At 63.0% G+C, this 18320-nt stretch carries 18 protein-coding genes and 1 tRNA gene; 5 read left to right on the top strand and 14 right to left on the bottom strand.

Annotation, left to right across the window (positions count from 1 at the left end; translation table 11 throughout):
• Positions 1–8: 8 nt before the first annotated feature.
• The 3 genes from VCK47_RS15345 to VCK47_RS15355 are packed head-to-tail and all read right to left on the bottom strand — an operon-like array spanning position 9 to position 3664.
• Positions 9–758 (bottom strand): TSUP family transporter, encoded by a 750-nt coding sequence (locus tag VCK47_RS15345; protein ID WP_322891624.1) that lies wholly within the window; start codon positions 756–758, stop codon positions 9–11.
• Positions 755–2221 (bottom strand): PLP-dependent aminotransferase family protein, encoded by a 1467-nt coding sequence (locus VCK47_RS15350; RefSeq protein ID WP_322891623.1) that lies wholly within the window; start codon positions 2219–2221, stop codon positions 755–757. The genes VCK47_RS15345 and VCK47_RS15350 overlap by 4 nt, the downstream gene beginning before the upstream one ends.
• A gap of 60 nt (positions 2222–2281) precedes the next feature.
• Entirely contained in the window at positions 2282–3664 is a 1383-nt protein-coding gene (locus VCK47_RS15355) for an aspartate aminotransferase family protein (protein ID WP_322891622.1), read from the bottom strand.
• Between the two features lie 204 nt (positions 3665–3868).
• Between VCK47_RS15355 and VCK47_RS15360 the strand changes: the two genes are divergently transcribed.
• On the top strand, positions 3869–4402 hold the full coding sequence (locus tag VCK47_RS15360) for an NYN domain-containing protein (protein ID WP_322891621.1): 534 nt from the start codon (positions 3869–3871) through the stop codon (positions 4400–4402).
• On the opposite strand, the gene VCK47_RS15365 is transcribed toward VCK47_RS15360, so the two are convergent.
• The 4 genes from VCK47_RS15365 to uvrB form a co-directional block, all read right to left on the bottom strand.
• The gene (locus VCK47_RS15365) at positions 4382–4843 is read right to left on the bottom strand and encodes a HugZ family protein (protein ID WP_322891620.1); all 462 of its coding nucleotides are present in this window, start codon (positions 4841–4843) and stop codon (positions 4382–4384) included. The two genes, VCK47_RS15360 and VCK47_RS15365, sit on opposite strands and share 21 nt — an antisense overlap.
• Positions 4840–5262, bottom strand: a complete 423-nt coding sequence (locus VCK47_RS15370; RefSeq protein WP_322891619.1) for an excinuclease ABC subunit B — start codon at positions 5260–5262, stop codon at positions 4840–4842. The genes VCK47_RS15365 and VCK47_RS15370 overlap by 4 nt, the downstream gene beginning before the upstream one ends.
• A gap of 76 nt (positions 5263–5338) precedes the next feature.
• Positions 5339–6076 (bottom strand): glycosyltransferase family 25 protein, encoded by a 738-nt coding sequence (locus VCK47_RS15375; protein ID WP_322891618.1) that lies wholly within the window; start codon positions 6074–6076, stop codon positions 5339–5341.
• A 71-nt stretch (positions 6077–6147) separates the two neighbouring features.
• Positions 6148–8355 (bottom strand): excinuclease ABC subunit UvrB, encoded by a 2208-nt coding sequence (uvrB, locus tag VCK47_RS15380; RefSeq protein ID WP_322891617.1) that lies wholly within the window; start codon positions 8353–8355, stop codon positions 6148–6150.
• A 93-nt stretch (positions 8356–8448) separates the two neighbouring features.
• Here uvrB and VCK47_RS15385 point away from each other — a divergent pair, with 93 nt between their 5' ends.
• The 3 genes from VCK47_RS15385 to VCK47_RS15395 all read left to right on the top strand — a co-directional run bounded on the left by VCK47_RS15385 (position 8449) and on the right by VCK47_RS15395 (position 10194).
• On the top strand, positions 8449–9681 hold the full coding sequence (locus VCK47_RS15385) for an aminopeptidase (protein WP_322891616.1): 1233 nt from the start codon (positions 8449–8451) through the stop codon (positions 9679–9681).
• Positions 9682–9752: 71 nt separating this feature from the next.
• Positions 9753–10064 (top strand): ETC complex I subunit, encoded by a 312-nt coding sequence (locus tag VCK47_RS15390; RefSeq protein ID WP_322891615.1) that lies wholly within the window; start codon positions 9753–9755, stop codon positions 10062–10064.
• A gap of 53 nt (positions 10065–10117) precedes the next feature.
• Positions 10118–10194, top strand: a tRNA-Arg gene (locus VCK47_RS15395).
• A 12-nt stretch (positions 10195–10206) separates the two neighbouring features.
• On the opposite strand, the gene VCK47_RS15400 is transcribed toward VCK47_RS15395, so the two are convergent.
• Positions 10207–10680, bottom strand: a complete 474-nt coding sequence (locus tag VCK47_RS15400; RefSeq protein ID WP_322891614.1) for a DUF421 domain-containing protein — start codon at positions 10678–10680, stop codon at positions 10207–10209.
• The gene (locus VCK47_RS15405; RefSeq protein WP_322891613.1) at positions 10677–10991 is read right to left on the bottom strand and encodes a hypothetical protein; all 315 of its coding nucleotides are present in this window, start codon (positions 10989–10991) and stop codon (positions 10677–10679) included. Before VCK47_RS15405 ends, VCK47_RS15400 begins: the two co-directional genes overlap by 4 nt.
• Positions 10992–11123: 132 nt before the next feature.
• On the opposite strand from VCK47_RS15405, the gene VCK47_RS15410 reads away from it, so the two are divergent.
• On the top strand, positions 11124–11624 hold the full coding sequence (locus VCK47_RS15410) for a ferritin-like domain-containing protein (RefSeq protein ID WP_322891612.1): 501 nt from the start codon (positions 11124–11126) through the stop codon (positions 11622–11624).
• Positions 11625–11724: 100 nt separating this feature from the next.
• Here the strand turns inward: VCK47_RS15410 and VCK47_RS15415 are convergent, their stop codons facing one another.
• From VCK47_RS15415 to VCK47_RS15435, 5 genes are all read right to left on the bottom strand, one after another.
• Positions 11725–12522 carry a carnitinyl-CoA dehydratase gene (locus VCK47_RS15415; RefSeq protein ID WP_322891611.1) on the bottom strand — a complete coding sequence of 266 codons (798 nt, stop codon included), beginning with the start codon at positions 12520–12522 and terminating at the stop codon, positions 11725–11727.
• The gene (locus VCK47_RS15420; RefSeq protein ID WP_322891610.1) at positions 12519–14519 is read right to left on the bottom strand and encodes an acetate--CoA ligase family protein; all 2001 of its coding nucleotides are present in this window, start codon (positions 14517–14519) and stop codon (positions 12519–12521) included. Before VCK47_RS15420 ends, VCK47_RS15415 begins: the two co-directional genes overlap by 4 nt.
• 255 nt (positions 14520–14774) lie before the next feature.
• A complete protein-coding gene (locus VCK47_RS15425) occupies positions 14775–15938 on the bottom strand; it encodes an acyl-CoA dehydrogenase family protein (RefSeq protein WP_322891609.1) in 1164 nt (387 codons plus the stop codon).
• Positions 15938–17380 carry a carnitine 3-dehydrogenase gene (locus VCK47_RS15430; RefSeq protein WP_322891608.1) on the bottom strand — a complete coding sequence of 481 codons (1443 nt, stop codon included), beginning with the start codon at positions 17378–17380 and terminating at the stop codon, positions 15938–15940. The genes VCK47_RS15425 and VCK47_RS15430 overlap by 1 nt, the downstream gene beginning before the upstream one ends.
• Positions 17377–18285: a 3-keto-5-aminohexanoate cleavage protein gene (locus tag VCK47_RS15435; RefSeq protein WP_322891607.1), complete on the bottom strand. Its 909-nt coding sequence runs from the start codon at positions 18283–18285 to the stop codon at positions 17377–17379. Before VCK47_RS15435 ends, VCK47_RS15430 begins: the two co-directional genes overlap by 4 nt.
• Positions 18286–18320 lie beyond the last annotated feature (35 nt).

The following is an 18320-nucleotide window of genomic DNA, read 5'->3' on the forward strand; positions in this document are numbered from 1 at the left end:
GGCACCTTTCATGTGACCATTGCCCGGATCAGACCGAGGGCTGACAACAGCAGCAAGAGCAAAACCGCCGATTGCCGGAAGGCCGCGGGCGAGGCTGCAAGAAACCGCCGCCCTCCCAGCCAGACGCCCAGGCCCAGTATCGGAAACGCCATCAGTGCGGCGATGGCAGTGTCCCATGTCACAAGGCCACCCATCCACAACAAAGGCAAGGTGATCAGGTCGAGGGCCGTCAGATAGACGATCATCGTCGCGCGGAAGGTGGCCGCCTGCATCGGTTGCGCCGACAGAAAGGCCGCGACCGGCAGGCCGCCGATCCCTGCGCTGTTGCAAATGCCCGACAGGACGCCGACGCTGCCGTGCCCCAGTGCGCCGATCCGCCGCTGCAAGGTCCAGCCCGACAACAAGAGCAGCGCCATCAGGAGGATCAGGCTGGAAATGACGATGCGGGCGGTATCCTCGCCCACGGACAGCATGACCGAGACCGAGAATGGCAAGGCGACAGCCGCCCCGACCATCAGCCAGCCCACACGCGGCCAGTCGACATGCGTCCGGATGCCGCGTGCCTGAAAGGCGGTCATCAGGATCTCGCAGGCGAAAACGACGGGGATCAGGGGCAGGGGGTTCGTCAGCAGTGCCGCAAAGGCGATGAAGATCGCGGAAAACCCGAACCCCGAATACCCACGTACAAAGGCCGCGCCCAGCAGGGCAAGGGCGAGCAAGGCCGCCGTGCCACTGTCCAGATCAAAAGGCATGCTCATACCGGCACCCGCGCCAAGGCCGCTGCGATCAGGCGCACGCCTTCACCGATGCGGGCCGCGGGGATAGAGGAATAGGCAAGACGCATGTATTCGGTGGGTGGCGCTTCGCCTGCAAAAAACCGCGCGCCCGGCTCGATCAGCACGCCATCCGACCGCAGCGCCAGCGCCAGTGCGGCTGTATCGGTGCCATCCGGCGTGCGCACCCAGACCGATGACCCGCCCGACAGCCCTTGCCCCGCCACCACCAGCCCGCAGTCCTGCAAGGCCGCGTCCAGCACCTGACGGCGGTCGTGATAGGCGCGGCTCATGCGGCGGATCAGCGCGTCGTAATGGCCCAGCGACAGATAATAGCTGACCGTGCGCTGGATATGCCCCGGCGGATGGCGCAACACGCTGGCGCGCAGCGCGCGCGCTTCGCGGATGAACGGCGCGGGGCCGACCAGATAGCCCAGCCGCAACCCCGGAAACAGCGATTTGGAGAACGACCCGACATGGATCACCCGCCCATGCGGGTCCAGCGATTTGAGCGAGGGCGAGGGCGCTTTCAGAAACGACATCTCGAATTCGTAATCATCCTCGACGATGATGAAATCCTCGGCCTCGGCCCGCGCGATCAGCGCCTTGCGCCGGTCCAGCGGCATGGTCGCGGCTGTCGGGCTCTGGTGGCTGGGGGTGGTAAAAACCACGTCGATCCCGTGGGGCAGGGCCTCGGGGGGCAACCCGTCGCGGTCCACCGGCACGATGCTCAGATGGCAGCGCGATTGCGTCAGGATGTTGCGCAGCGCGGGATAGCAGGGGTCCTCGATCGCGGCCCGCCTGCGGCTGTTCAGCAGCACCTGCGCGGACAGCCAGAGCGCGTTCTGCGCGCCCATCGTGATCAGGATTTCATCGGGGTTCGCCAGAATGCCGCGCCGTGGCAGGGTCTGGCGGCTGATGAAATCCACCAGTTCAGGGTCGTCACCGTCGTAATAATCGGCCGTCAGCGCGCTGAAATCCCGCATCCCCAGCGCGCGCAAGGCGCAAAGCCGCCAGTTGGCGGCATCGAACAGCGTCCGGTCGGCCTGCCCATAGATGAACGGATAGCGGTAGTTGGCCCAATCGGCGGGCTTGTCGTTGCTGAGCCCCGGCGTAAAGCGCTGGCCGATGGTGCGGGTCCAGTCCACCGTGCCGGTCTGCGCCGGATGTGCGGCAAAGGCCGGCGGTTCGGGCGCATTGTCGGACACGTAATAGCCAGAGCGTCCGCGCGCGGTCAGGTAATCATCCGCCACCAGTTCGGTATAGGCCAGTGTCACGGTGATCCGGCTGACGCCCAGATGCTGCGCCAGCCTGCGCGAGGATGGCAGCCGTTCACCGGGGCGGAACCGGCCCGCAAGGATGCCTTGCGCGACCATTTGCTGGATGCGCGCCTGCAGGGTGCCGACGCCACCCGCATCAAGAAAGAAGGTATCAATGGAAATCGACATGCACTGGCCCTAGGATGCGTCCAGACTGGACTTATCCCAGGGCCAAGGCAAGCGCGCGTTCTATCCCAGAACGCGGGTGATCGCCTGATCGACGGCCTCGGTGATCTGGTTGAGATCATCCTTGGTCGCGATCAGCGAAGGCGCGAACAGAAGCGTGTTGTTGAACCCCGGCAGCGACCGGTTCGTCGCCCCGATGATGATGCCTTGGGCCATGCAATCGGCGACGATGGCCTGCACCTTCTTTTCGTCCAGCGGTTCCTTGGTGTCGCGGTCCACGACCAGTTCGGCACCTTGGAACAGCCCCATGCCGCGCACATCGCCGATCCATTTGTGCCTGTCCATCAGCGCATGCAGGTTGCCCGACAGATGCGTGCCCATGGCGGTCGAATTGCCCAAGAGGTCCTCTTCCTCGATGATGCGCATGTTTTCGATGGCCGCCGCTGGCCCCGCGGTGCACCCGCCGAAGGTGGAAATATCGCGGAAATAGGACAGTTTGTCGGTGTCGTCCTTGAACATCTCGAACACGGCATTTGTCGTGACACAGCACGAAATCGCGGCATAGCCAGAGGCCACGCCTTTGGCCATGGTCACGATATCGGGCTGCACGCCGAATTGCTGGTATCCGAACCATGCGCCTGTGCGGCCCAGACCGCAGACGACCTCGTCGATATGCAGCAGGATATCGTATTTGCGGCAAAGTTCCTGCACGCGTTCCCAATAACCTTTGGGCGGCACAATGATCCCGCCGCCTGCGGTGATCGGCTCCAGACACAGCGCACCAATGGTGTCGGCACCTTCGGCAAGGATCACATCCTCGATCGCCTTTGCGGCGTTTGCTGCGTATTCCTCGCCCAAGGTCCCGTCCTGAGAGCGGTATTCAAGGCAATGCGGCACGCGCACGAAGCCCGGCACAAAGGGGCCGTATTGCGCGTTGCGTTCGTCCTGCCCGCCTGCCGACAGGTTGGCGATGGTCGTGCCGTGATAATCGCGTTCGCGGTAGAGGATCTTGGATTTCTTGCCGCCGTAATGTTTGTGGCTGATCTGGCGGACCATCTTGAACGCCTTTTCATTCGCCTCGGACCCCGAGTTGGCATAGTAGACGCGGTCGAGCCCCGGCATCTTTGCGATCAGCATTTCCGCGAATTGCGCGCCCGGAATAGTGCCAAGTGCCCCACCAAAGAAACACATCTTGGTCACGGCATCCGAGATGGCCTTGCCCATGCGTTCGCGGCCATAGCCGATGTTGACGGTCCAGACGCCACCCGACACGCCGTCGATATGTTCCTTGCCCTTGATGTCCCAGACCCGCAGCCCGCGTCCTTCGACGATGATGCGCGGATCGATGGTTTCATAGACCTTGTGCTGGCTGATATGGTGCCAGACATGGGCGCGGTCGGCCTCGATCACATGGCCGGGGTCGTTGGCGAAATTCAGGGTATCCATATCCGGTGGCTCCGTAGCAAAGGATGGGGGTGCAGGGCGTGCGAATCCATGGCGCGCGCCGCCCGTATTGCAGATCAGTCTGCCCCGACTTTTGGCTTGGGCGATATGACCAGTTGGAAGTCATAGATATAGCCAGGCTTTGGCAAGCGGTGGGGCGATGCAATCTCTGCTTGCGGCGGTTTGGGTGGGTTTTATGATCGCGGAATGACGATTTCCGACCTTCTCTTGTTGCTACCGGCCCTGATCGGCTTTGTGGTGCTGATGGCGCTGCGCCGCCGCCCCGTGCGCCCGGCACCTGCGCCCGAAGACCGTAGCGAGGTCCCGCGCAATGCCATCGTCGTAGACGGGTCCAATGTCATGCACTGGGGCGGCGACCCTTCGGCCAAGGTCATCTGGCGCGTGCTGCGGGAACTTGAAGCCAAAGGCTATACCCCGATCGTGTTTTTCGACGCGAGCGTTGGATACAAACTGTCGGACCGCTATCTGAACGAAAAGAAGCTGTCGGTCGCTATCGACATTCCCGCAGACCATATCTGTGTGGTCGACAAGGGGGTCGTCGCGGATCAGGCGATCCTTGCGTTTTCGGCGGATCACGGCCTGCGCATTGTCAGCAACGACCAGTACCGCGACTGGCGCGTGCATTTTCCGCATCTGGACCGCAAGGGCGCGGTGCTGCGCGGCACGTTTCAGGATGGCGCGGTGGTCTGGCGCAGGCCGCTAGAGCTCGTCCGGCGCTAGGCGATAGGCTTTGCCGAAACCGCCATTCAGGTCGATGCCGACGGGGACCAGCCGGAACATCAGGAAATCGGCGAAATCGTAGTAGAGCTTGGCTTTGGGCACAGCGGCCAGCCACCTGTCCTTATGCGCGGACTTGTCGACCTGCGCGGCCTGCGCGCTCAGCGTCAGGCGCGGATGCGTCAGCGGATCGCCCTTATCGCCCGGCTCGCCCACCAGTACGGCGCAGGCCGGATGGACCAGCAGCGCTTGGGTATGGGTGGACAGGGTTGAGACCAGCGTCAGCGCGGCGGTGCCATCCCAGATCAGCCCCACGCGGGCAACATAGGGTGCGCCGGTTTCGGGATGGGTCACCGCAAGGGCTGCATGCCGCACCTCTGCCAGCAACTGCCGCAACAGCGCGCGGGCGGTGTCATCGGTGGGATTGACGGGTTCGCGTTTCATGCAAGGTTGGCGGCGGGGCAGGCGCGAAAAGCCGCCATTGCGGGGCCGATCCCGTCAAGCGAGACGCCCACCGTGGTATCGCCCGAAATCGCATAGGCGCGCTCGTTGAACTCCAGCCCGTTCAGCACATTGCCGAAACCGCTGTCGGCCACCGTCAGGCTGCGGCCGTCAGCGCTGATCCGGTGGCGGTCGGTCTGGATGAACACGGGGCGGTTGCCCGCAAAATTCATCGCGAATGTGGCATCCTCGGACCATGTGCCATCGGGCAGAGTGATTGTGACAGTATATTCGGGCAAGCTGGCGTCATAGGTCACGGTCAGGGTGCCGGTGTCATCAGTCAGCGTGCAGACAGGCGCGGGCGAAAACTCCCACGCGGCGGCGGGTGTGGCGATGAGGAAAAGGGCGAGGGTCAGGCGCATGGCAGAAAGATAGCGTCGGGCGCGGCAAGGGCAAGCTCAGCGCATCAGCACGGCCCGCAAGGATTGCGTGTTGCAGTCAGGAGATTCTGCGGCTGCGCAGCTTGCGGAATTTCTTGCGCCAGTAGGCAGCTGTCAAGAAGCGGGCGGCAGGAGGGCGCACGCGCCTTAAGGGCTGGTTGGGTCGTTCATGGTTCAGGTAGGACGGCAGCGATCCGCCCTGCTGGCGCACCATCCGTGGATCAATCGCATAGGTGCGCAGGTGACTGATGTCGAAAGGCCAGTCAGCGGGTGCAGTAATCGGCAGGCTGCCCTCCACCAGCGCGACAGCGCCTTGGCGGGTGACGATATAGGCGCTGGTCAGATACGGCTGGACAATGACACGATAGGCGATCTGGCCGGACGGAAATTGCAACCGCTCGTTTTCAATGATCCGCGCATTCTGGTGATCCAGCAGAACAAGATCGAAGTCATCCCTGTCCAGCTGCGCCAGAAAGTTGCGCAGGTCAGGAGTGATACGGGCGTCATCTTCGAGCACGAGCGCCAAAGGATGGCTTTTTTCCACAATGTCGCGATAGATGAGGTGATGCGACAGGGCGCAAGCGAATTCGCCATCGCCCATCTCACGGCGCAGCTTTTTGCGCGCTGCCGCACGGTCAATCATATGCGCATAGTCTGCAGGTAAACCTCGTCGCCCTTCCACCCCGTGCCAAAGGGTGAATGGAATACCCATTTCATCCAGCGCATCGACCAGCGGTTGCCGCCGTTCGGCAGCATCGGCGAGGGTCAGAATATAGACCGGCAGTTTCACTGGCATGTCCGTTGCAGCGGATCAATCTTGACGTCCAGTTTGGGTACACCAAGCTGCACCAGCGCAAGGACCATCACTTACTTGCGCCCTCCATACCTGCTTTTGCCGCCCCGCATCCCGCCACGGCCACCCGTGCTGCGCCCTGACGCGCGCGAGGCGTCGTCGACGGCCTTGTCCACCGCCTGCTGGCGCGCCAGCGGGTCGTCGGCGATGGCCAGTTCCACAGCTTCCAGACGTTTGAGCTCATCCCGCAACCGTGCCGCTTCCTCGAATTCGAGGTTCTCGGCGGCCTTGCGCATATCGGTGCGGATGCCTTCGATCACGGTCTGGATATTGCCGCCCGCGCGACCTTTGTCGATCTTGGCGGTGACGCGGTTCATGTCCACGTCGCCTTTGTAGAGGCCCGCCAGAATATCCTCGACATTCTTTTTCACGGTGGTCGGCGTGATGCCGTGCTTTTCGTTATAGGCCAATTGCTTGGTCCGGCGGCGTTCGGTTTCGCCCATCGCGCGTTCCATGCTGCCGGTGATGCGGTCGGCATACATGATGACGCGGCCTTCGGCGTTACGCGCCGCGCGACCAATCGTTTGCACCAGCGATGTTTCAGACCGCAGGAAGCCTTCCTTGTCCGCGTCCAGAATGGCGACAAGCCCGCATTCAGGAATGTCCAAGCCTTCGCGCAAAAGGTTGATCCCGATCAGCACGTCAAAGGCGCCAAGGCGCAGATCACGCAGAATCTCGATCCGTTCGATCGTGTCGATGTCGGAATGCATATAGCGCACGCGGATGCCCTGTTCGTGCATGTATTCGGTCAGGTCCTCGGACATGCGTTTCGTCAGGGTCGTGACCAGCGTGCGATAGCCTGCAGCGGCGACCTTGCGCACTTCGTCCAGCAGATCGTCGACCTGTGTCTCAACCGGGCGAATTTCAATCTGCGGGTCGATCAGACCCGTGGGGCGGATGATCTGTTCGGTGAACACGCCGCCCGTCTGTTCCAGCTCCCACGCCGCGGGGGTCGCCGAGACGAAGACCGATTGCGGGCGCATCGCGTCCCATTCCTCGAACTTCAAGGGGCGGTTGTCCATGCAGGACGGCAGGCGGAACCCGTGTTCGGCCAGAGTGAATTTGCGCCGGTAGTCGCCTTTGTACATGCCGCCGATCTGCGGCACGCTCACATGGCTTTCATCAGCGAAGACGATGGCATTGTCGGGGATGAATTCGAACAGGGTCGGCGGGGGTTCACCCGGCGCGCGGCCTGTCAGATAGCGCGAATAGTTTTCGATCCCGTTGCAGACACCCGTCGCCTCGAGCATTTCAAGATCGAAACTGGTGCGCTGTTCCAGCCGCTGCGCCTCGAGCAGTTTGCCTTCGGCGACCAGTTGGTCGAGCCGCATCCGCAGCTCTTTCTTGATGCCGATAATGGCCTGCTGCATCGTGGGTTTCGGCGTGACGTAATGCGAATTGGCGTAGATGCGCACCTTGTCGAATGTGCCGGTCTTGGTGCCGGTCAGCGGATCGAATTCGGTGATGTTTTCCAGCTCTTCGCCAAAGAACGACAGTTTCCACGCACGGTCGTCCAAATGCGCAGGCCAGATTTCGAGACTGTCGCCGCGCACACGGAACGTGCCGCGCTGGAACGCCTGATCGTTGCGCCGGTAGGCTTGCGCGATCAGATCGGCGATGATCTGCCGCTGGTCATAGCTCTGGCCCGCATGGATATCCTGCGTCATCGCGCCATAGGTTTCGACCGACCCGATACCATAGATGCAGGATACCGAGGCCACGATGATCACATCATCGCGTTCCAAGAGCGCACGGGTCGCCGAATGGCGCATCCGGTCGATCTGTTCGTTGATCTGGCTTTCCTTTTCGATGAAAGTATCGGACCGCGCGACGTAAGCCTCCGGCTGATAGTAATCATAATAGCTAACAAAGTATTCGACGGCATTGTCGGGGAAGAACCCTTTGAATTCGCCGTATAATTGCGCCGCGAGTGTCTTGTTGGGTGCAAGGATGATGGCGGGGCGCTGGGTCGCCTCGATCATCTTGGCCATGGTGAATGTCTTGCCGGTTCCTGTCGCCCCCAACAGCACCTGATCGCGCTCGCCTGCCAGAATACCGGCGCTGAGTTCGGCAATCGCCGTGGGCTGGTCGCCTGCCGGTTCAAAGTCGGTTTTCAGCACAAAGCGCTTGCCGCCTTCCATCTTGTCGCGCGTGCGCACATCCGGTGCCGGATTGGCAAGGAACGCGGGGGCGGGGGATTTGTCGGTCTGGGCATAGGCCATGGCGGGGATTCCTTTGGTTGACCTATAGTTGTTGTCTTTGCTCACTGGATCAAGGGCGGCGGCTGGCCTAAGGTCCGCGCAAACGAAAGAGGTATGACCATGATTGATCCCGTGAAACTCGACCGCTTGGCCGAAGTCGCCGTGCGCACCGGCGTGAACCTGCAGAAAGGGCAGGATCTGGTGATTACCGCGCCCTTGTCGGCGATCGAGCTGGTCCGTGCAATTACCGTGCATGCGTACAAAGCGGGCGCAGGGATCGTGATGCCGTTCTTCACGGATGAGGCGATCACGCTCGCGCGGTATGAAAACGCGGACGACGCCAGTTTCGACCGCGCGCCCGGCTGGTTCTACGAAGGTTTGGCCGCCGCCTATAAAGGCGGTGCCGCGCGCATGGCGATCACGGGCGATGACCCGATGCTGCTGGCCGACCAAGACCCCGCGAAGGTCGCGCGTCTGTCCAAGGCCACGTCCATCGCCGCGAAACCCGCGATGGCACCCATCGTCGGGTTCGAGGTAAACTGGAACATCGTCGCTTTCCCCGGCGCCGGCTGGGCCGCGCGCGTGTTCCCCGATCTGCCGGTGGAAGAGGCGCAGGGCAAGCTGATGGATGCGATCTACAAAGCCTCGCGGCTTGACGGCGACGATCCGGTGGCGAACTGGGCCGCGCATACGCAAGAATTGAAAAAGCGCGTCAAATGGCTGAACGACCACGATTTCGCCGCGCTGAAATACACCGGCCCCGGCACCGACCTGATGCTGGGTCTGGCCGACGGGCATATCTGGAAAGGCGGGGCATCGCCCGCGCTGAACGGGGTGGTCTGCCAGCCCAATATCCCCACTGAGGAGGTGTTCACCTGTCCCCATGCCTACAAGGTCGACGGCGTGGTTTCGGCCACCAAGCCGCTCGCGCATCAGGGCAATGTGATCGAGAACATCAAGGTCCGCTTCGAGGCAGGCCGCATCGTCGAGGCGACAGCGACCAAAGGCGAAGCGGTGCTGAAGGCGCTGCTAAACACTGACGACGGTGCCTGCCGCATCGGAGAGGTAGCCCTTGTACCGCATTCCAGCCCGATCAGCCAGTCGGGTACGCTGTTCTACAACACGCTGTTCGATGAAAACGCGTCCTGTCACATCGCGCTGGGCCAGTGCTATGCCGATACGATCCAGGGCGGGTCGGAGTACTCCCCCGAGGAGCTCCAGCAAAAAGGCGGCAACCAGAGCCTGATCCACGTTGACTGGATGATGGGGTCAGATGCTGTGGATATCGACGGGATCACCAAGACCGGCGAGGTGATCCCCGTCATGCGCAAGGGCGAATGGGCCTGATGCGACACTGGCGGGGCTTGCGAAATCCCCGCCTTTTGCGCATATGACATGCAATGACGAAAGGGCCAAAGATGCGCGCACGAATCTACAAGCCAGCCAGAACCGCCATGTCCTCGGGCACCGCGAAAACGCGGCAATGGGTGCTGGAACATGTGGCCGAAGCCCCGCGCAGCATCGACCCGCTGATGGGCTGGACATCGTCCGCCGACACACAGGCGCAAGTGAAGCTCTATTTCGACAGCAAGGAAGCGGCGCTGGATTACGCCCGCGAACACGCAATCGACGCCATCGTGCAAGAGCCCAAATCGCGCAAACCCAACATCCGCCCCGGCGGCTACGGTGAAAATTTCGCCACGAACCGGCGCGGCGCCTGGACCCACTGACGCCGTTTCCGGCTTGCCAAAAGCCCCTTTGTCGCGCGATACCGCAGTCTGACGGTCTCATAGCTCAACTGGATAGAGCAGCTGACTTCTAATCAGCAGGTTCGGGGTTCGAGTCCTCGTGGGATCGCCATTGCTTGACGCGTCATGTCACGACGCTGAGTGATCCGTCGGTTTCCAGAACCACCATACGCGCCTTTGATATCTCTGCGATGCCGTGCTGGCGCAGGGCGGCATCGACCTCGTCCACGGTCACACGCGCGCGGCGCATCGCGACGGGAAGGCGGTGGCCGTCGCGGACCAACAGCGTTGGTTCGCTCTTCACGAAGCTGCGCACTTTTCCGGACCGCACGGACGCCCAGGTGATCACATATTGTAGCAAAATCAGCAGCGCGAGCGCGGTCAGCCCGTCAGCGAGTGGCAGTGCGTCATCCAGCAACACCGTCGCGAGGGTCGAGCCCAAGGCCACGGTGACGATCAGGTCGAACGCGTTCATCTTGCTCAACGTGCGCTTGCCGGTGGCCCGCAGCAGGACGATCAGCCCGGCATAGGCGACCGTCCCCGCCACGATGATGCGCAGCGGACCGGTCCAGCCATCGAAGAATACGGCCTCTGTCACTGTCCACGCGCGCTAGCCGTCAGGTCGGCACACAGCATCCACCATTGATCAGGTGCTGCCGCGTCCCGCAGGCTGCCGATCAAGGATGCGTCCCCGCTTGAAAGATCGAGCAGGCACAGCTCTTGCCCGTCGCTTGACAGGCGCGCGACGCTGATCGCGCGGCAATCGTCCGGCATGATCTCGCCGTCGCTGGTCAGCGCCTGTTCAAGGCTTTGTTGGCTTTCGCAGGCGGTGACAGGCGATTGCGCGGCAAGAGGGGGTGCCAGCGTCAGGCTCAATAGGGTCAGGGTCAAGCGGGGTGCGGTGATCATTCTTTTGTCCTCCATGTCAGGGGGATTCAACCCGTCGTACCGGCCATTGTTCCTTGTGTCCTGATTGTTCGGATCCGGGAACAAAGCCATCCGCGCCCTGTTGATGGCGGGCTCAACACAAGGAGAGGCACAATGGCCAACCACACGCTTGACACGTTGTTTCACGAAACACTCAAGGATATCTACTATGCAGAACGCAAGATTTGCACCGCTTTGCGCAAGATGGCGCGCGCGGCAAACAACGCGGACCTGAAGGCTGCTTTCGAGCAGCACGAACAGGAATCGCAGGCGCAATACGACCGTTTGACAGGCGTGTTCGAGGCGATCGGCAAACAGCCGCGCGGCAAGACTTGCGATGCGATCGAGGGCATCATCGCCGAAGCGCAGGAAATCATGAGCGACTTCAAGGACAGCCCAGCGCTCGATGCCGGTCTGCTGGCCGCAGCCCAAGCCGTCGAGCACTACGAGATCGCCCGTTATGGCACGCTCAAGACCTGGGCGCGCGAATTGGGCCTGACCGAGGCCGAAAGCCTGCTTGACGAGACCCTGCAGGAAGAAATCGCCACCGATGAGAAGCTGACCACGCTCGCCAAGTCGGTCGTGAACGCCAAGGCAGAAGGCAAAGCCGCCTGACCTCTTGCGACGGAAGGCGCAGGGTCTGTTGCCTTCCGTTGCGGATAGCCAGTGGTCGCTAAGCCGCCCTCACAAAGTTGCTGGCGCAGCGGCCGCGGGTCTAGCGGCCTTTCCAGACCGGATCGCGTTTTTCGGCGAAGGCCCGCGCGCCCTCTTTCTGGTCGTCGCTAGCGTAAAGGCGGTCTACCGTCGCGAATTGCCGTTTCGTCACCCGGTTCAGCGCATCCTGAAACCGCATAGCCTCGGCCTCGCGCACGATTTCCTTGATCGCGGCATAGACAAGCGGCGGGCCACTTTCCAGCAGGCGGGCGAGGTCCCATGCCTTGGGCAGCAGATCGGCGGGCGTCGTGATCTCGCGCAAAAGCCCCCAATGCCGGGCCTCCTCTGCGTCAAACCAGCGCCCGGTTAGCAGCAGGTCCATCGCGACATGATAGGGAATCCGCTTGGGCAGCTTGATCGAGGCCGCATCCGCCACCGTGCCCGACCGGATTTCGGGCAGCGCAAAGGTGGCGTTGTCCGAGGCAAGGATCAGATCGCAGCTCAGCGCCAGTTCCAGCCCGCCCCCGCAGCAGATGCCGTTCACGGCGGCGATGACGGGCTTGTTCATGTGCGGCAGTTCCTGCAAACCGCCGAAACCGCCGACGCCGTAATCGGCATCGACCGCGTCACCATCGGCAGCCGCTTTCAAATCCCAGCCGGGGCAAAAGAATTTGTCGCCCGCCGCCCGCAGGATCGCAACCCGCAGGCTGTCGTCGTCGCGGAAATCGCGGAACACCTCGCCCATGATCCGGCTGGTGGCCAGATCGATCGCATTTGCCTTGGGCCGGCCAAGCGTGACTTCGAGAACCGCACCCTCGCGGCGGGTGTGGACCGGGCCATCGCTGCGCATCTGCATCATGGGGTGTCCTTCCAGATCACGGCATCCGCGGCCAAAGCAAAATCTGCCCCAACCATCAGCGGATTGATTTCGATTTCCTCCAGCATCCTGTCGGTTGCCAGCATGTCCTGCAAGGCCAGTGCCGTGCGGATCACCGCACCGACATCAGCGCGTGGTCTGCCGCGATACCCGTCCAGCAGCGGCCAGAGTGTGAGGCGGCGCAATCCGTCCGCGATGTCCTCTGCTGTCACGGGCAGGACCAGCGTGACGGTATCGCCCAGCAATTCCGCCGCCACCCCGCCGAAACCCAGCGTCAGCGTTGCGCCATAAACCGGATCACGGCGCACCCCAAGCAAGAGTTCGGCGATGGCCCCCGTCACCATTTCCTCGGCCAGATACCCCGTGGCCCCCGGCATCGCGGCCTGCCCGTCAAGCGTGGCAAGATGCAGACGCACGGCCCCTGCCTCGGTCTTATGGGCGAAGCCAAGTCCTTTGAGAACAAGAGGCGGCATCAAATCTTTGGCTGCAGCGGTCAAGGCGGGGATCGTAGGTGCAGTCACGCCGCGTGGCGCAGCAATTCCTGCTGCCGCCAGCACAGCCTTGGCCGCCGCCTCGTCCAGCAGGGCCGGCAGGCCGGTCCGCTGGATGGGGGGCCAGTTGCGCCAGCCTGTGGCGCCTGCCGTGACCTGCGCCGCGCGCATTGCCGCCAGCGCCGTCTCCAGCCCCATCAGCGGGGCGATGCCTTGGTCCATCAGCGCGATGGCGCGATCCTCGTCGAAGTTTTCAGGCAAAGAGGCGACGGGAAAAGCAGGTTTGCCCGTGGCCTGCGACGCCGCCACGATGGCCTCCAGCGCGGGCGCGAAACTGGACGGATCGCAGCGGTCAGGGCGCGGCGGGTCGATGATGAACAGCCCCGCGTCATAGCCTGCCAGCATGGTGCTGAAAACATCCGTCGTGCGCGGCCCGTCACCCCAGATGAAGGTCTGGTAATCGAGCGGATTGGCAATCGTCACGAGCGGGCCAAGCGTGGCGGCAAGCCGGTCTGCCTGCGCCGGGCCGGGTGGCGGAAAGTCCAGCCCGAAGGGCGCAGCCAGATCCGCGATCAACCCCGCCTCGCCCCCCGAACAGGCGACCGCGCATAGCCGTTTGCCCAAGCCCGGCCCGTGCAGATGCAGGATCTTGAGTGTCTCGAGCAGTTCCGCCGGCGTATTCACCTCTGCCACACCGATCTGGCGCAGAAAGGCCGAGGATGCCGCACCGCCCCCTGCCAGCGACGCAGTATGCGAGGCAGCAGCGGTTTGTGCGGCTACCGTCTTGCCCGATTTGATCGCGACAATGCCTTTGCCCGCCGCCCGCGCGGCCTCGGCCACGGCGGCGAAGGCTGCGGCATCGCCGAGCCCTTCGATGTATAGCCCAATGGCGGTGACACGCTCATCCGCCAGCAAGGCGGATGCCAGCTGCGCCAGCCCCACCTGTGCGGCATTTCCCAGACAAGCGACATAGGCGACAGGCAGGCCGCGCGCCTGCATGGTCAGGTTGATGACGATGTTGGATGACTGGCTGAGCAGGGCCACACCACGTTCCACTCGCCGTCCGCCGTGCTGGTCCGGCCAGAGAAGCGCCCCGTCGAGGTAGTTGATGACGCCATAACAATTCGGCCCGAGGATCGGCATCGCCCCTGCTTGCGCGACCAGCCGGTCCTGCAAGTCCCCGTCGCCGGTTTCGCGCCAGCCCGAGGCGAAACAGATCGCCCCGCCCGCGCCCATGCCCGCCAACTCGCCCACGACGTCGATCGTGGCATGGCGGTTGACGCCGATGAAGGTGGCATCCGGTGCGGCAGGCAGATCGGCCAACGTCGGAAAGCAACGTACCCCCGCGATTTGGTCGCGCGTCGGATGCACCGGCCAGACGGGACCATCGAACCCCATGCGCTGACACTGTTCAATGACGTTGGCCGCCCAGCCAGCGCCAAGGACAGCGATGCTGCGCGGTCGTAGCAGGCGCGCCAGATCAGTCATGGCCGCACCTGCCTGCGGTGCAGGCAGCCGGGGGCCTTGCCCCCGGACCCCCAGGATATTTTTGAACAAATGAAAGGCAGGTGTCGCCCTGTCCTGTATGAGCAGGACAGGGAAACTTCACCTGTTGCGGTCATCGGGGTCCCCCCCTGTACCGCGGGGTCACATTGCCATGGATTGGTTAACATATCGTTTCATTTGTTCCCAAATATCCTCGGGGGTGAGGCGCGCAGCGCCGAGGGGGCAGACAGCCCCCTGCTAGCCCTCATGCGGGCGCAAAAGTTGGCGGCTGATGATGTGCCGCTGGATTTCGCTGGTGCCTTCCCAGATCCTCTCGACCCGCGCATCGCGCCAGATCCGTTCCAGTGGCAGGTCGTCCATCAACCCCATGCCACCGTGTATCTGGATCGCTTCATCTGCGACCATCGCCAGCACTTCACTGGCCTTCAGCTTGGCCATGGCCATATCGGCTTCGGTGACGCTGCCTTGATCGAACTTCCAGCCTGCCTCCCATGTCAGCAATTCGGCGGCCTTCAGCTCCATCGCCATATCGGCAAGCTTGAAGCTCACGCCCTGGAACTTGCCGATCTGCTGGCCGAACTGGCGCCGTTCCGCCGCATAGCGCACCGCAAGGTCCAGCGCGCGGTCGGCACGCCCCAGACAAGTGGCCGCGACTTGCAATCGCGTGGCTCCCAGCCAGTCATTGGCGACCTCGAAGCCTTTGTGCACTTCGCCAAGGATGTTTTCGGCGGGCACGCGGCAATCGTCGAAGTCCAGAATGGCGTTGGAATAGCCGCGATGGCTGACGTTGCGATAACCGTTGCGCACCGTGAACCCCGGCGTGCCTTTGTCCACGAAGAAGGCAGTGATTTTTTTCTTTGTGCCGCGCGGCGTTTCTTCTTCGCCGGTCGCCATGAAGGCAATAGTGAAGCCAGCGATATCGGCATGGCTGATGAAATGCTTGGTCCCGTTCAGCAGCCAGTCATCCCCGTCCTGCCGCGCACTGGCTTTCATGCCGCGCAGGTCGGACCCGGCCCCCGGTTCTGTCATCGCCAGACAATCCCATGTCTCGCCGCGCAGGCAGGGATAGAGGTATTTCTGCCTTTGCGCCTCTGTCCCCGCCAGCAGGATGTTCGAGGGCCGCGCCACGCAGGTCCAGTGCAGCGCGTAATTCGCGCGACCCAGCTCGCGCTCGTAAAGCAGCCATGACAGGGTATCGAGACCCGCGCCGCCCACCTCTTCGGGCATATTGGCGGCATAGAGACCTGCGGCCATCGCCTTTGTCTGGATCTCGCGGACCAGCTCCATCGGCAGATGGCCCGTGCGTTCGACCAGCGCTTCATGCGGGTAAAGCTCTGCCTCGACAAAAGCGCGGGTCGTGTCCACGATCATCCGTTGTTCATCGGTCATGCCGAAATGCATCAGCTTTTCCTTTGTCCGATATGGCGGCCCGCACCAGCGGGGCGCGGCAGGCGCGCATGGGCGTCACGGATCGCGAACAATCGCTCCAGCACGGCGGGGGCGGCAGGGCAGGTTTTGCCTGCGGCCATGTCGACATGCAGCAGCATCTGTTCCAGCGTCGCCACGGCCTGCCCATCCTTGGCGATTGTCATGAAGATGTGCAGCCGCTTGTCATCCGCGGCCAGCACCTGCACCGATCCGGTCAGATGGTCGCCCAGTTTTGCCTCGCCCAGATGGCGGATATGCGTCTCGGCGGTGTAATAGCTGTGCCCGCCTGCGACATAATCCATATCCGCCCCGATCAGCCGGAGCAGCGTGTCCGATGTTTCGGACGCCGCAAAGAGATAGCGGCTTTCGGTCATATGCCCGTTGTAATCGATCCAGCTGGGCAGCACCTGCAAGCGCACCAGCGGGGCATCGGCGTCCAGCGTCTGCACCCTGTCGCGCCGCCCCGCGTCATGCGCTTTCAGCACGCGGCCCGCGCCCCAGTCGCGGTCTTTGAGCACCCGCAGGAAACCCACCAGATTGCTGTCGCGGATGCGTTCCAGCTCGCGGATCGTGTGGTGGCCGGATTGCATATCGGACTGGCCTGCGATCAGGTCGACCAGTTCGTCGTTGAATTCCGGCACATCCATCAGTTTGGTCCATGGCCATGTCAGGCAAGGGCCGAACTGTTCCAGAAAATGCTTCATCCCCGCTTCGCCGCCCGCGATCCGGTAGGTTTCGAACAGGCCCATCTGGCCCCAGCGCAGGCCAAAGCCCATGCGGATCGCCTCGTCGATTTCCTCGGTCGTTGCGATGCCGTCTTTGACGAGCCAGAGCGCCTCGCGCCAGACCGCTTCAAGAAAGCGGTCGGCGATATGGGCGTCGATTTCCTTGCGCACATGCAGGGGGAACATGCCGATGCTGCGCAGGGTATCCTTGACGCCTTCGATCAGGGCAGGGTCGCTGGCGGGGCTGGGCACAACCTCGGCCAAAGGCAGCAAATAGACGGGGTTGAACGGGTGGGCGACAAAGATCGTTGCGGGGTTGATCGCCCCTTCCTGCAATTGCGACGGCTTGTAGCCGGAGGTGGAGGAGCCAAGGGGGGTATCCGGCGCGGCGCGCTGGATTTCGGCATAGACGCGGTGTTTCAGGTCGAGCCGTTCGGAGACGGATTCCTGAATGTAATCCGCTCCCGTCACGGCCTCGGCCAAGCTCGCGGCAAAGCTGAGCTGCCCCATCGCGGGCAGCGGCACATCGGACAGGGCAGGCAGCGACAGTTTGGCGTTGTCCAGCACGGCTGCGATCTTGCGGGGTGCGTCAGGGTCGGGGTCAAAGACCGCGACATCCCAGCCGTTGAGCAGAAACCGCGCGGCCCAACCGCCGCCGATCACGCCGCCGCCGATGATCGCGGCCTTCATAGCGGAGCCCGTTTCGTCAGGTGCAGGCGGTCGCGGACGGCATCCGGCCCGATCACCCGCGCGCCCATGTTTTCAATGATGGTTGCCGCTTTCTCGACCAGTTGCGCGTTCGTGGCCAGCACGCCTTTGGACAGGTAGAGGTTATCTTCCAGTCCGACCCGCACATTGCCGCCTGCCAGCACGGAGGCCGCGACATAGGGCATTTCATTGCGCCCCAACGCAAAGGCCGACCAGTGCCAATGGGCTGGCACGTTGTTCACCATCGCCAGAAAGGTGTTCAGATCATCGGGTGCGCCCCATGGCACGCCCATGCAGAGTTGCACCAGCACGGGGTCAGGGATGATGCCCTCGGCCACCAGTTGTTTGGCAAACCACAGATGGCCGGTATCGAACGCCTCGATCTCGATCCGCACGCCGGAGGCCACCATCCGCGTCGCCATATCGCGCAACATGCCGGGGGTGTTCACCATGACGTAATCGGCCTCGGCGAAATTCATCGTGCCACAGTCGAGCGTGCATATTTCGGGGCGGCAGTCGAGGACATGCTGCACCCGTTCCGCAGCGCCCGCCATGTCGGATTTCTGCGACATGCGGTGCATGGATTCGGTGCCGTCGAACATCAGATCGCCGCCCATGCCGGCGGTCAGGTTCAGGATCACATCGGTGTCCGCATCGCGGATACGCTCGGTCACTTCGCGGTAAAGCGCGGGGTCGCGCGACGGTTTGCCGGTTTCGGGGTCGCGGACGTGGCAATGCACGATAGCCGCCCCCGCCTTGGCCGCGTCGATTGCCGAGTCGGCGATCTGTGCGGGTGAGCGGGGGACATGCGGTGACATATCCTGCGTGCCGCCCGATCCGGTGACGGCACAGGTGATGAAAACCTCGCGGTTCATGGACAATGGCATATGGGTCCTCCTTGGCCTTGAGGCTAGCAGGGTTG

This window comes from Yoonia sp. 72, from assembly GCF_034652275.1.
Lineage (GTDB): Bacteria > Pseudomonadota > Alphaproteobacteria > Rhodobacterales > Rhodobacteraceae > Yoonia.